The organism is Selenomonas sp. oral taxon 920, assembly GCF_001717585.1.
Lineage (GTDB): Bacteria > Bacillota > Negativicutes > Selenomonadales > Selenomonadaceae > Centipeda.
In genome coordinates, this window is sequence record NZ_CP017042.1 from 1,719,548 (window position 1) to 1,733,248 (window position 13,701).

The window sequence follows — 13,701 nt, forward strand, 5'->3', positions numbered from 1 at the left end:
AGCTTCCTGTAAATACACAGCAAAAATAAAAATGTGGAGTATGAAAGATACGACAGATATCACATATCTGCTCTTTCACAAATAATAATTCTCCACAAAATAGTATTCTCCTTCTTTTCTCCAAAAAAATTTTTTGAGAACCGAATTATTTTTCCTTTGACGCGTTCCCGTCGATAAAATCCTGCACGAGGTAGCGTGGTCGGCGCTTGACCTCAAGGTAGATCTTTGCGACATATTCCCCAATCACACCGATCGAGAGCAGGATCAGTCCGCCGAGGAACCAGAGCGAGACAACGAGACTTGTCCATCCAACAATGGTATCTCCCGTAAAGTGGCGAATGATCGACCAGATGAGCATAAGTCCGCTTACCATAGAAATGAACATCCCCATCTGTGAGATAAGACGGATGGGGCGTGCTGAGAGGGAGGTCACCCCCTCCCATGCAAAGGATGCCATGCGCCGCCACGGATATTTCGAGTCGCCCGCAAGACGCTGTTTGCGCGTGTAGTAAACGATATCGTGCGTGAGCCCGATCATGGGCACAATCCCGCGCAGGAACAGGTTGACCTCCGAGTACTCTGCAAGCGCTGTGAGTGCACGCCGATCCATAAGGCGAAAATCCGCATGGTTGAACACAATGTCCGCCCCAAGCGCACGCATGGCGCGGTAGAAGCTCTCCGCCGTAAAGCGTTTGAGGAAGGTATCCGAGGCACGGTTCTCGCGCACGCCGTAGACAATGTTCGCCCTTGCCGCGTGCTTTTCAAGCATCGCGTCAATTGCGTCAATATCGTCCTGCAGATCGGCATCCATGCTGATCGTCACATCCACATGGGGAAGGACGGTCATAAGACCTGCAAGGAGGGCATTCTGATGCCCCTCGTTGTGCGCGAGGTTGATTCCGGAAAAGAGCGGACTGCGCTCCGTGCACTGTACGATGAGCTCCCATGTGCAGTCACGGCTGCCGTCGTTGACAAAGGCGATGCGGCTGCGTGCACACACCTTCTCCGCCGCAATCAGCTGCGTCAGTTTTTGCTCCAATTTCTCCGCAGTATCAAGGAGCACTTCATGCTCGTTATAGCATGGAACAACAAGATAGAGAACCGGTGCACTCATTCTTTATCATCCTTAAAGATACAAAGCCCATCGCGCTCCTCTACGAGCTGCCAGTTCTCGGCGCCGAGCTCCTTCTTCATCTTCTGATACATGAAGTCACGCATAATGATATACTTCGGACGTGCATCCGCACGCAGGGTACTGAGCGAGTCCGCACGGTTCGTATCCGCCTCGATGCCGGGGATATCCGTGTAGAGCATGACCCCGGGACGCAGCTGCTTGTCAATGTAGAGCGCACGCCCCTCCGCCTCGGCCGCCGTGTGGTAATTTGCCGCATAGTGGAGTGCGATCTGCTTTACGCTGAAATGTCCCTCGATCGCGGGCACCATAAAGCCGAAGGCGATCACCATGGTCACCACGCCCGCAGTGACGTGCAGCCACGCCGCGAGGATCAGATTGTGCGATGCCGTGACACAGTAAACAATTGCCGCTCCGAGGATGAGGGTAAGCGCGCCGAGCCAGAGCCCGCCCTCCGCGAGCGGAGCAAGACTGTCCCCACTCATCAGCCAGCCGAGTCCGAGGACGAGGAACATGAGCGCACTGCCGCCCGCCCATGCGAAATGCGTCTGCCTCCAGTCCTCGAGCATGCGCGCGAGGTTCCACCCGATGATGGTTGCGAGTGCAGGGGTCAGCAGCAGCATATAGGACACCTGCTTTGTCTGCGCAATAGAGAAAAAGACGAGAACGAAGATCCACCAGACTTGAAAGAAAGCAAGCAGGCGCGCCTCCTCACCGAAACTTCGGCGAAACGCATTTTTTACAGACTGGATGAGCAGCCCCGTCCACGGGAAGAAGCCGAGGATCACGACGGGCAGGTAGAACCACCAATGCGCACGCACGGGATGGAGAGGCGCGGTGAAGCGGCTGACGTTGTGGAAGCCGATGAACTCGTAGATGAACGCCATGCCGTGCATCTCGTACATATAGAGATACCACGGCAGGCCGACGACAACGACGAGCAGGAGACCGCGCAGGACGTGCATGCGAAAGATCTGCTCGAGCTGACGTGTCGCAAGCAGGTAGAGGAACACAATCCCCGCAGGAAAGACCACGCCGATCGGCCCCTTGGTCATCACCGCAAGCCCGCACGCAAGGTACATCAGCCAGTACTGGCGATGGATAAAGGAAAAGAGTGCCGCAGTCATAAAGAAGAGCAGCGTAGAGTCCGTGACGGATGCCTTCCCCATATACATGAGGATAATGCTTGTCCCCATGATCATGCCCGACCAGAACCCCGTGCGTGCGCCAAAGAGCCGCGCGACCGAAAGCGCGGTCATGAGGACGGAGCCAATCGCCATGAGCGCGGCGGGAAGCCGTGCCGCAAGTTCGCTGAAGCCCCCGAAGATCTTGAGTGAGGCTGCAACCAGCCAGTAGAAGATCGGCGGCTTGTCATACCAGAACTCGTTGTAGATACGCGGTGAGAGATAGTCACCAAAGCGGATCATCTCCTTTGCCGTCTCCGCATAGACCGGCTCATCGGGGTCGAGCAGCGCAGTCCCGTTGATCCCAAAGAGAATCTGGAAGGAAATCAAGCTGAGCAGGACGAGATAGACCGGCCACGCAAGATTTTTCTCATCGTTCATGCAGATATGCACCTCACCAATCCAAAAAAATCATCTGCATTACATTATATGTTATACAACTGTACTAAAGGTTCTCTGCACAGTCAATATCCGTAATCAGCACATTGATGAAACCGCCGCGGATCGCTCCCAGCACGGCATCCTTCTTTGCACGCCCGCCTGCCACACCGACGCGGCGCGGAATCTTCCTCAGCGCAGCAAGCGGAATGCCCGCCACGCGTTCGTTGAAGTCTTGGAACGGTGTCGTATCGCCGTTGGCATCGAAATAGCGCAGTGCAATGTCCCCCACAGCGCCGCGCGCCGTGAACTCCTCCAGAATGGCACGATCAACGTAGCCTGTCTGAAGGATCGTCGAATGTTCCGTCGACGGGATCCCGATCCCCATGAGGACGAGATCGAGGCGTGAATAAAGGCGAATCACATTGCGGATCGTCTTTTCCTCAAGGAATCCCTCGAGCACTTCTCGCCGCGAGAACACTGCCGGAGAGAAGAACTGGATGCAGTCGCCGACAAAGCGGTCGGCGAACTCCTGTGCGAGGTAGTTGGAATGAATGTCGAGGCGGCTCTCTGCTACCCCCCCACGAGCGGAACAAAGGTCGCCTTAATCGGGCTGCGGATGAAATAATCCGAGCGCACGACGTTCTGGATCGCAAGCCCCATCGTGATGCCGACGAGATAGCCGTCCATCAGGACGCGGGAGAGATATTCGAGCGTCGCACTGCCGATCTCCGAGCTGACGGGATACTGTCCGTCCGAGATAGGGCTTGACGGAACGATGATAACCTCCTGGAGATGGTACTTCTTCTCCAGTTCGCGCTCCATCTTCCCATAGGCGATGTTGTCCGGATTCTGGATTTCGATGCGGACGATGCCGCGCTCCTTGCCGATGGTGAGCATCCGCGAGACCGTCGGGCGCGAGATGCCGAGCACCTCGCAGATCTCCTTCTGCCCCAGCCCGTCCTGATAGTAGAGGCTGCAGCACTTGAAGATGAGGCGCACGTCGTCAACAATTTTCTTCATTGGAAAACCTCTTCTGCTTAACAGAACACATTCTAACTTTTGCCGTCGGTTTTGACATATTTTCTATAACTTCGCTGAAAAAGGGACTGCCGCTGCTGCGGCAGCCCCTATGCAGTTCACGTAGATTTCGCCTAGTGGATCTCGATGGTCGCCCCCATCTTGATATCGTCCTTGGTAAACGGCACATCGCCCTGCAGCATGATGCAGCCCGGCCGCTCCGGTGTCGTACCGCCGCGGAAAGAGAGCGTGCAGTGCCCGAGTTCACGGAGCGTATGCAGCGCCTCGTCTCCAATCGCTGTGATCGTGAACGCCTTGTCGCAAATGATCATCGTATCGCCGACGGCAGGATCCTCGTTGTAGTTCGCCGGCGTATGCAGCACGGAGAACGATACGAGTTCCTCGGGCGCGTTGTTGTTAAAGATGATGATAAAGTTGGCGTTCGGATCGTCGAGGAAGAGAAGCGACTCCTCGCCCCAGCTCGTGACTTCGCAATAAAATTTCATGCTGCATCCTCCTGTCTCATGGAAATGCCCTGCTCCCAGATGCGGAACAGCGAGGGCGATTCCCTCATGCCTGCTTTGCCTCGCGACGTTTCATATAAAGATAGATCTTCTCCGTAACAATCCCGCGCAAGAGAATGACGACAATGCCGACGAAAAAGTAACGTACGGCAAGATCGCCGAGCGGAAGACCAAGCGTCGTAATCCCCGCTGCAATGCCCATATAGACGAAGAGTTCGCCGCCGTTCGCGTGCGGGAAGAGTCCCGTCACAGGATGGACGAAGCTGACCGCCGCATCATAGTAGGCGGGCTTGTACTTCTGTTCGACAAAGTTGCCGAATGTGTAGCACATCGGATTGCCGAGAAAGAGCACGGCAAGAACGGGGAGGACGGTATAACGCGTAATGATGTTCTGCGTTGCACGCTGTGCCACACCGTTGACGCGCTCCTCTCCGATGAGCTTGATGAGCGAGTTGACCGCCGTCATCATGATGACAAGCAGGGGAACAATCCCCGTGACCCATGAGGTAAAGATTGCCGCGCCCGCACGGAAGAGATCCATGAAGCCGTTTGCCGCTGTTGCTATCAGTTCCATAATACTATATCCCTCCCAATTAGTAAAGCCCAATGCTTGCTGCGTAGGCAATCAAGACGGCAAGCGGCCCGGTGATGACGCGCGAGTAGAGAACAGCGGGTACGCCGAGCTCGATGGTCTCCGGATCTGCCTCGCCGAGACTGAGCCCGACGGGAACGAAGTCCGCACCAACCTGTGCGTTGATTGCAAAGAGCGCAGGCAGTGCATACTGCGGCGGGATGTTGCCCATCCCGATCTGTGCGCCGAGCAGCGTACCGACGACCTGCGCAATGACCGCGCCGGGACCGAGGACGGGCGAGATAAATGGAATCGCGCAGATGAGCGAGATGATGAGCATGCCGGGCAGCGTGCTCGCAAGCGGCGAGATCGTATTCGCAATCACATTGCCGAGCCCCGAGACAGAAATGATACCCAGAATCATAGACACAAATGCCATAAACGGCAGGATGCTCTTGACCGTAATGTCAATGGTCTCGCGCCCTGCCGCATAGAACTTGTTGACCACACCGCCGATGGCAATGCCGAGGCGCGTAACGAAATTCTTCTCGCGCCCCTTCTCCATTTCGGCGATCTCCGCCTTTGCCTGCGCCTTCGTCTTGGGCGTATGGGCAGATGCCGTCTCTGCTGCAGCTGCGCTCTCGCCCGCGTCCGCAAGGGAAAGACAGGAGAGATCAACCGCCGAGACGTAGAGTTCCTTCGTGATGAATTGCGCGAGCGGTCCCGTCTTGCCGACGGGCAGGACATTCGCCGTCAGGATCCCCTTCTTGGGATAGACGCCGCAGCGCGCCGTGCCGCCGCAATCCACGACAGCGAGCAGGATCTCCTCATCCGGCACTCCCGTCGAGAACCCATCGACCGCTGTGCAGCCCGTCATCTCTGCAATTTTTGCCGCGAGCGGATGAACGCCGCCGCCCGTAACGCTGACGATCTTATTTCGTATCTCCGTTGGAACAAGCACGAGAGGGCCGCCCCAGCCGCCTGTTCCTGCGACAATCTTCACTGATTGATACATTCGTTTTCCTCCTATGCAGCAAGCTGTCCTCTTTGTAGATTTACAGCGACTGTTTGTCTCCCAGACGCGTGATCAGTGCATCGAGAGCCTGTATGTGTCCCTTATAGTGCACACGCCGCTTCTCGGGCAGTGCTGTGTACTCGTCACGAAGCTCGTAGATCGTTCGTCCTGCGATGCCCTCGATTGGACGAAAGCGGCTGAGAATGGTCATCCCCTGCATCATGCGTCCCTCCAGAATCTCCCCATCCGAATTACACGCGATCACAACGATATTCGACGGGCCAATCTTCCTCCTGCGCGACCCAATGCCGACGTTGCCGCGCTTGTGCAGCTCGCGTACGGCGCGTTTGTACTCCTTGACCTGCAGATGCGTTCCGATGACTTGGATCACAAAGAGCAGGAAGAGTGCGCCGACGAGTGCCTCTGTCTGCAAGGAATCACCTCCTATTTACTGCGAACTTGTAACGATTTGAATTATAGCATATAAAGTATGTTTTTTACAATATATCGTTTTTTGAATTTTTGTAAATGTGCCGCGCCGCTTCTTCCGTACTTATCATTTGTTCAGAAATACAAAGAAGCCGCCGCAGTGCGGCAGCTTCTTCGACCCGTTTTTATGCCGTTTTTGAAATGAGATTGATGTAATGCGTGAGTACCCTGCGCATCCCCTCATCTGAGGCCCTCTGCACCTCGATCAGGGAGTCCGTCCCCGCCGCCTTGATCTCCTCGATTGCCCCGACGAGGAAATCTGTATAGACATTCAGCTTCGTGATTCCCTCGTGCACGGCACGCCGCAGATTCTCGTCTCCCGTGCCGGAGCCGCCGTGCAGAACGAGCGGAACAGGGACAGCTGCAGCGAGCTCGCGCAGCCGCTCAAAGTTCAGCTCCGGCGTCCGATTGCTCGCGTAAACACCGTGCGAGGTACCGATGGAAACAGCGAGCGAGTCCACCCCGGTAGCCTCTGCAAAGGTCACCGCCTCCTCCACAGTCGTATAGACACTCTCCGAAGTTACGCCCTCAATCCCCTCGGACGCACCGCCCACATGGCCGATCTCCGCCTCGACACTGACACCCTTCGTATGCGCATAGGCGACGACCTCCTTCGTCAGGCGGATATTCTCGTCCATGTCCTTCATCGACGCGTCTAACATGACGGAGGTAAAGCCAAGCTCGATCGCGCGGTGCAGGAAGTCGAAGTCCTGCCCGTGGTCAAGGTGCAGCACGATCGGCGTCGCGACCTTCTCCGCCCAGTACTTTCCGACAAGCGCCGCCTCCTCGAGCGAAATCAGTCCCGCATGCCCCTGTGCAAACGAGAGGAGAATCGGTGTCCGCAGCGCGTCTGCCGTCTGCACAAAGACACGCGCAGCATTCAGCGTGAGAAAGTCCGGGGCAACGATGCCGTAACGTCCCGCCTTCGCCGCCGCGAGTACGGGTTTTCCATCAACCAACATAAGGATTCCTCCGTTTCTGAAAACACGTTCATTTTGTGCCTATCATATTTCAGAGGAATCCTTTTGTCAATTATTTTGTTTACCAATGGTTATTATTTTGTCGAACGCACGCGGAAACGACTGCGGAACGCATCCGCCTTCGACGTGGCATATTGAATGATCCGTCCCTCACAATCCGTCGTCAGAATACGCGTGACAAAGATCGGTGCCTGTTCCGCCACCTCGAGGTAGAGTGCGATCTCTGGCGAGGCATGAATTACCTCAATGGTCTTGTCCTCTGCGTATGGCTGAATATCATGTGCCTCCAGTGTGCGCAAAAGCCCATGCTGCGTGAAGTCGATGTGGACGAGCTCAGGGCAAAGCGAGAGAGGGATGTAGTCGTCCGTGACAGCATAGATCCGCTCATCCACATAGCGCAGACGCTTGAGGTGAAAGACGAGCGTCCCCTCAGAGATGCCGAGCATCGCCGCGAGATTTCCGCGCGCAGGCTCCACCACCTGCTGCAGAACGGTGCTGCGCGTGACGCGCCCCTCCGCCGAGAACATCTGCGCAAGCCCGAATCCGCGCTGCGGCGCCTCGGAGTAGTCCACGGGGATCTTCTCCCCCGTATAGAACGAGCCGCGCCCCTGCATCCGCACGATTTTGTTTTCCTTCTCGAGGAGTTCCAGTGCCTTGCGCACGGTCGGCCGGCTCACAGCGAGCATCTGACACAGCTCACGCTCGCCTGGAATCGGAGAGAAATACGCAAGATCGGCAAATTGTTTCTCCATCGCGTCGCGGATCTTCTCGTGCAGCGGCTGTTTCTTGCTCGTCATAAATGTGTCTTCCTCCTCTTTTACCTTTGTTATAGTAGGGGATTACTTATCCTTTTGTCAACAAAAAAGAACCTTGCAAGAGCATTTTACCTGTGGTAATATTTATTTAACCAATGGTAAATATTTTTATAGGAGGTCGCCGTTATGAAGAGCAGTCTCGCACCATTTCTTGTCGTCAACCCAAAGTCCTATCTCTACGGCAAGGCATCGCTTGCCCTCGCGCAGTCTGCTGACCGTGCCGCCAAAGAGACGGGGCTGAAGATCTACTTCACCTGCCCCTTCTCCGACATCCGCTACATTCGCGAAAACACGGAGGCGATCATTGTCACGGCACAGGCGATGGAAAGCCTGAAACCGGGGCGCGGCATGGGGCATCTCCTGCCCGAGGCACTCTACGAGGCGGGCGCACGTGCTACCTTCCTCAACCATGCAGAAAATCCCATGACGATGACGGAGCTCTCCAAGACAATCGCCCGCGCGCGCGAACTCGGCATCGAGACAATTGCCTGTGCGGATTCGCTCGCCGAGGGCACGGCGATTGCCGCGTTCCGCCCCGATATTTTGCTCTGCGAGCCGACCGATCTTATCGGTACGGGCAAGACCGCAGACGACAACTACACAACCTCGATCGTTGCAAAGATCCGCAGTATTGATCCCACAATCGGCATCATGATTGCCTCTGGCATCACGACGGCAGACGATGTTTACCGCGTCGTGCGCCTTGGAGCGGATGGCAGCGGTGCAACGAGCGGCATTCTCAGTGCCCCCGATCCGGCAGCACGCATTATGGAGATGGCAGAGGCAATCGTGCGTGCCGCCGCCGTTCGTAATACACAGGAAAGCGCGGCATAGGCGCAGAGGAGACACAGATGGCTGTATTTAAGAAAAAGATGACCCTCACCTCGCACGGCGGTACCCCCACCTTTATCAACATTACTGCCGAACTGCGTGCCGCCATTGCTGAGAGCGGTATCCAAGAGGGCATTGTGACCGTCATCTCACCGCACACAACCTGCGGCGTATTCTTTGAGGAGTTCGTACACGATGTGGACGAGACGGGCACAGAGTTCCTACAGAACGATCTGAATGCCGTCCTCGAGAATCTGATCCCGAACCAGACGGGCTGGAACCAATACCAGTACCCGGGTGAGGAGCACTACCGTGCCGTCGAGAGCTGGCCGGATGCCGAGGCATACCTGCCTGGCGGCGACCGCACCGCGCTCTGGAACTGTGATGCCCATCTCAAGGCGACCCTCATTGGCTCATCTGAGACCTTCGAGGTTGCCGACGGCCAGCTCGCCGTCGGCACCACGGGTTACTGCTACTTCGTCGACTTCGACCGCACACGCGCCCGCACACGCAAGTGCTCGATTGTGGTCATGGGTGAGTAAGAGAATATAAATCCTCGCATTAGACCTGAAAGCGCAGGAAAGCAATTTCCTGCGCTTTTTGTTGTGCGGCTTGAAATTTGCGGCGATACTGCGCGGAACTGAGCCAGCCGAGGAGCTTCTTGATGCGGCGCTCGTTGCAGCAGGCAATATACTCCTTAATATTGTCCAAATAGTGCCCTTTACCATGCCTTTATCCAACGTATGATTTAACCATCCGGAATCTCGCACCGTTTGGATAAGGCTCTGTATCCTCCTTGTCCTGAAAGGGATTCCCTTACGATCCTAAGGTTACATCCCGTACTGCATTTTGTCATAACAATACCCCCAAAAGTCAGATCTTGTTAAGTCTAACTTTTGGGGGCACTGCATCAGCGGTGCTTTTTTGTTTTATGTGGACAAGCCGCTGCAAGAAAGCGAGCGGAAATAAGGGGACATCTCTGCCTTTAACCGATTTCTGCCCCGCATATTAAATCACCTTCGATTCAACATAATATGCCCCATGAAGTCGAGCATCGTCATGGCAGCCACACGCGGCGTGACACCCGTCGGATCGTACTGCGGTGCCACTTCAACCATATCGAATGCGACCACCTCGCCTTTGCGGGCGATCCCCTCGAGCACCTCCGTTTCCCAATTATAGGTCAGTCCGCCCGGAGAGGGCGAGCCTACACCAGAGGCAATCGATAGGTCGTATCCGTCTATATCAATGGTCACATAGTACTGCGCCCCATCGGGAATGAGTGCCAAGACTTCATCCGGCGACATCTTATTGGCCTGACGCGCCGTGATGATGGTGCTTCCATACTTTTTGGCATCCTCAAAATCGGATCTTCGGCTGCTGCCAAGCCCTCGTATCCCGATCTGGAACATCTTCCCAACGTGCTCCATCTCCGACATGCGCCGCATGGGACTGCCGTTCGTATACTTTTGACCGCCCGCCGCATATGTCCAATCGAGGTGTGCGTCGAACTGAATCACAACGAGATCTTTGAAACGATCGAGCGCACGCGCCACCGGAATCGTAATCGAATGATCGCCGCCCATGATGGCGGGCAGAGCTCCGCGATCCAAAATCATACGGATTGCGGCTTCAATATTGGCAAATGATTCTTCCACATTCGTCGGAACCATATCCACATCACCACAATCGACTACGCGAATCGGTGCTGCGAGCAGCTGTTCATCATAGTCAGGATCATAGAATCCGGCATCTCCGCGGCCATAGTGACAGGAGACCTCACGAATTCTGCGCGGGCCGAATTTGGAGCCATTCATATACGCCGTCCCCAAATCATATGGCACGCCAATCACCGCAATATCTGCATCCAGTGTTGTCAGGTCGGTATGAATCGGATACTTTGCAAAAGACGCAATTCCAGTGATTGGCAGATTGACTTTATCCTGCATAGCAGTCCCCCTTTCTTCCGTTTGGACTACTGCTTTGCCTTCATATTTTTATTGGACATAACCTTGCTGCTGCGCCGCCAATCCGCCATCATCAGCGGATCAAAGAGTTCTTCAATCTCGCTTTCAGAAAACACCTGCATCTCACGAACGATCTCTTTGACCGTCTTGCCCTCCGCAACGGCACGCTGTGCAATCTCTGTCCCCTTTGGATAGTCAAGCAGCGCGGACGCAGCTGTCGCATTTGCCATCGTCTGCTCGGCGTAGGTACGGCAGCGTTCCTCATCTGCCTCGATCCCCGCGATGCAGAGTTCGGCGAACTTTTGCATGCCGCCTGTCAGCAGTCGGAATTCCTCTGTGAGGTTCTTGATGATGACCGGCTCCCACACGTTGAGATCCAGTTCACCGCCCTCGACCGCCATCGTGATCGCCATATCATTGCCGCAGATCTGATAGCAGATCTGATTGATGAGCTCCGGCATCACCGGGTTCACCTTGCCGGGCATGATGGAGGAGCCGGGCTGGACTGCGGGGAGGCGTATCTCGGCAAAACCGCAGCGCGGACCGGACGACATGATGCGCAGGTCTGTTGCAATCTTCCCGAGTCCGGTTGCCAGGCTCTTGAGGTAGGCTGACATACGGATGTACTCGTCGCCCTGCTGCAAACCGTCGAAGAGATTTGCTTTCTGTCGGACTTGGATTTCCGTGATCTCCTCCAGCGAGACGAACACCTTCTCCATATAGCCCTCGAATGTTCCAAATCCGGTGCCGGAGGCCGTCGCCCCGAGCGGCAGCTCAAGCGGCTGTGCGAGCATCTCGTCGAGAAGCGCCAGATGGCGCGCAGCAAATGCGTGGTATCCGCCAAATTCCTGTCCGAGCGTAATCGGAACAGCATCCTGCAGGCACGTCCGCGAGGCCTTAACGACGTTCTTGAACTCCTCGGATTTCTTCTGCAGCGTTTCGGTCAGGAGAGCGAGAGACGGACGGAGTTTTTTTGCGTAACGATGGCAGGTAATGCCGATCGCCGTTGGGATGACATCGTTTGTCGATTGTCCGCAGTTGACATGCGTATTCGGATGCACCGCATCATATCCCTTGTGTCCGGTCAACAGTTCATTCGCCCGTTTTGCAATAACCTCGTTGACGTTCATGTTCGTCGAGGTCGAGCCGCCGCCTTGAAAGACGTCGATAGGAAACATCCCTGCGTGCTTTCCCGCGATGATCTCATCCGCCGCCTTGCAAACGGCATCTGCAACATGCGAATCAAGCTTCCCAATCCGCGCATTTGCGAGAGCAGCTGCCTTTTTGATCTCTGCAATAGCTTGGACAAAATCGGGCAGATCATTGATCGTTGTCCCCGAGATGTCAAAATTATTGCGCGCGCGTTCCGACTGGATCCCGTAGTATACGTCTTCCGGGATCTCCATTTCTCCGATGCAGTCGCTTTCTTTCAGCATACAATACCCTCCGCAAAAGCGTCGAATATATCATTACAGCCATGCGTTTGCAAGCCCAAGGCCAACGGCGACGCTGACGAAGCAGGTAATCAGACCCGGTACCATAAAGCTGTGGTTGAATACAAACTTTCCGATTCTGGTTGTACCGGTCCGATCGAACGCAATGCCCGCAAGGACAGTAGCATAGCTTGGTACAAAGAAGAGTCCGCTGACGGCAGGGAACATACCGATCATTGCCGGGGCGGAGATGCCGAGGGAGATGCCGAGCGGCGCAAGTGCACCGAGCGTTCCCGCCTGACTGAGGATCAGTGTGGACATGAAAAACAGCACCAGTGCGAACACCCACGGATATGCGATTACCATGTCCTGTGCACCGGCTTTCAAGAAGGGCAGATTGTTTTTAACAAGCGTATCGCCCGCCCATGTCAGACCAAATATGCAGTAGACGCCCATGAGCCCCTGTTTGAATACGGACTGCTCGATGACGGAGCGTACGTCTGTCTTTGTCGCAAGCAGGATCACGCCTGCCATGATCATCATGACCATCTCGATCGTTGCCGTCATCGAGAACGTCGTCATCTTATCACCGACGAGGTAAGTCGGACGGAGATCGGGGAAGATGCCGAAGGCGATAACGATGACCGTTGCGAGGAGGTAAAGCCACACAGCCTTCTTTTCCTTGCCGCCGAATGTTTTTTCCTCAAAATCCGTCTTTTCGTTGATCGGAGCAGCCTCACCAGCCTCGACGCGCGCCAGATACTCAGGATCCTCAGCAAGTTCCTTGCCAACACGAGATGCATAGAGAGAGGCTGCGAGTGTTCCGATGAGCGTTGCGGGCACGCAGACGACAAGAATGTCGACCAGTGTGATGTTGGCGGGAGCCAAGAGAGCCAGGAGAGCAACCGTCGCCGCAGAGATTGGGCATGCCGTGATCGCCTGCTGCGATGCGACAACAGAGACGGAGATTGGACGCTCGGGACGAACGCCCGCCTCACGCGACACCTCAGCAATGACCGGCAGGATGCCGTAAACGATGTTGCCCGTGCCGCACATGAACGTGAACAGCCAGCTGATAAGCGGTGCGTAGAAGCTGATCCGCTTCGGGTTGCGGCGCAGCAGGTTGATCGCCACTTGGATCAGATAGTCCATGCCGCCAGATGCTTGGAGTACGGATGCCGCAACAACGACGGTCATGATGATCATGATGACGTCGATGGCCGGCGAGCCGGGGGTACAACCGAAGCCAAAGACCAAAACAGCGAGGGCAACACCGCTCGACATACCGAGGAAGATGCCGCCGACGCGTGCACCGATCAGGAGCATTCCGAGAACAACGATAAGCTCAATCCAAAACATACT

General features: G+C 55.6%; 14 protein-coding genes and 1 pseudogene. 2 read left to right on the forward strand and 13 right to left on the reverse strand.

The window, feature by feature from the left end; translation table 11 throughout:
* Positions 1 to 145: 145 nt before the first annotated feature.
* From BCS37_RS08235 to BCS37_RS08275, 9 genes and pseudogenes are all read right to left on the reverse strand, one after another.
* Positions 146 to 1,114 carry a glycosyltransferase family 2 protein gene (locus BCS37_RS08235; RefSeq protein WP_069180998.1) on the reverse strand — a complete coding sequence of 323 codons (969 nt, stop codon included), beginning with the start codon at positions 1,112 to 1,114 and terminating at the stop codon, positions 146 to 148.
* Positions 1,111 to 2,697 carry an ArnT family glycosyltransferase gene (locus BCS37_RS08240; RefSeq protein WP_069180999.1) on the reverse strand — a complete coding sequence of 529 codons (1,587 nt, stop codon included), beginning with the start codon at positions 2,695 to 2,697 and terminating at the stop codon, positions 1,111 to 1,113. Before BCS37_RS08240 ends, BCS37_RS08235 begins: the two co-directional genes overlap by 4 nt.
* Before the next feature lie 64 nt (positions 2,698 to 2,761).
* A pseudogene (locus BCS37_RS08245) lies at positions 2,762 to 3,717 on the reverse strand (sugar-binding transcriptional regulator).
* Positions 3,718 to 3,848: 131 nt separating this feature from the next.
* Positions 3,849 to 4,220 carry a PTS glucitol/sorbitol transporter subunit IIA gene (locus tag BCS37_RS08250; RefSeq protein ID WP_069181000.1) on the reverse strand — a complete coding sequence of 124 codons (372 nt, stop codon included), beginning with the start codon at positions 4,218 to 4,220 and terminating at the stop codon, positions 3,849 to 3,851.
* Positions 4,221 to 4,284: 64 nt separating this feature from the next.
* A complete protein-coding gene (gene srlA / locus BCS37_RS08255) occupies positions 4,285 to 4,812 on the reverse strand; it encodes a PTS glucitol/sorbitol transporter subunit IIC (RefSeq protein WP_069181001.1) in 528 nt (175 codons plus the stop codon).
* Positions 4,813 to 4,831: 19 nt separating this feature from the next.
* Entirely contained in the window at positions 4,832 to 5,824 is a 993-nt protein-coding gene (srlE, locus tag BCS37_RS08260) for a PTS glucitol/sorbitol transporter subunit IIB (RefSeq protein WP_069181002.1), read from the reverse strand.
* 40 nt (positions 5,825 to 5,864) lie between these two features.
* The gene (locus BCS37_RS08265) at positions 5,865 to 6,257 is read right to left on the reverse strand and encodes a transcriptional regulator GutM (RefSeq protein WP_069181003.1); all 393 of its coding nucleotides are present in this window, start codon (positions 6,255 to 6,257) and stop codon (positions 5,865 to 5,867) included.
* Between the two features lie 181 nt (positions 6,258 to 6,438).
* Positions 6,439 to 7,275: a class II fructose-bisphosphate aldolase gene (locus tag BCS37_RS08270; RefSeq protein ID WP_069181004.1), complete on the reverse strand. Its 837-nt coding sequence runs from the start codon at positions 7,273 to 7,275 to the stop codon at positions 6,439 to 6,441.
* Positions 7,276 to 7,367: 92 nt separating this feature from the next.
* On the reverse strand, positions 7,368 to 8,090 hold the full coding sequence (locus tag BCS37_RS08275) for a GntR family transcriptional regulator (protein WP_069181005.1): 723 nt from the start codon (positions 8,088 to 8,090) through the stop codon (positions 7,368 to 7,370).
* A 144-nt stretch (positions 8,091 to 8,234) separates the two neighbouring features.
* Here BCS37_RS08275 and BCS37_RS08280 point away from each other — a divergent pair, with 144 nt between their 5' ends.
* Both BCS37_RS08280 and BCS37_RS08285 read left to right on the forward strand, forming a co-directional pair.
* Positions 8,235 to 8,942, forward strand: coding sequence for a triose-phosphate isomerase (locus tag BCS37_RS08280; RefSeq protein ID WP_069181006.1), 708 nt, complete (start codon positions 8,235 to 8,237; stop codon positions 8,940 to 8,942).
* Positions 8,943 to 8,959: 17 nt separating this feature from the next.
* Entirely contained in the window at positions 8,960 to 9,481 is a 522-nt protein-coding gene (locus tag BCS37_RS08285) for a YjbQ family protein (RefSeq protein WP_069181007.1), read from the forward strand.
* 19 nt (positions 9,482 to 9,500) lie between these two features.
* On the opposite strand, the gene BCS37_RS12075 is transcribed toward BCS37_RS08285, so the two are convergent.
* The 4 genes from BCS37_RS12075 to BCS37_RS08300 all read right to left on the reverse strand — a co-directional run bounded on the left by BCS37_RS12075 (position 9,501) and on the right by BCS37_RS08300 (position 13,698).
* The gene (locus BCS37_RS12075) at positions 9,501 to 9,650 is read right to left on the reverse strand and encodes an IS3 family transposase (protein WP_159057717.1); all 150 of its coding nucleotides are present in this window, start codon (positions 9,648 to 9,650) and stop codon (positions 9,501 to 9,503) included.
* A 302-nt stretch (positions 9,651 to 9,952) separates the two neighbouring features.
* Entirely contained in the window at positions 9,953 to 10,888 is a 936-nt protein-coding gene (locus BCS37_RS08290) for an agmatinase (protein WP_069181008.1), read from the reverse strand.
* Positions 10,889 to 10,914: 26 nt separating this feature from the next.
* Positions 10,915 to 12,342, reverse strand: a complete 1,428-nt coding sequence (locus tag BCS37_RS08295) for an aspartate ammonia-lyase (RefSeq protein ID WP_069181009.1) — start codon at positions 12,340 to 12,342, stop codon at positions 10,915 to 10,917.
* A 33-nt stretch (positions 12,343 to 12,375) separates the two neighbouring features.
* On the reverse strand, positions 12,376 to 13,698 hold the full coding sequence (locus BCS37_RS08300) for an anaerobic C4-dicarboxylate transporter family protein (protein WP_069181010.1): 1,323 nt from the start codon (positions 13,696 to 13,698) through the stop codon (positions 12,376 to 12,378).
* Positions 13,699 to 13,701: the final 3 nt, after the last annotated feature.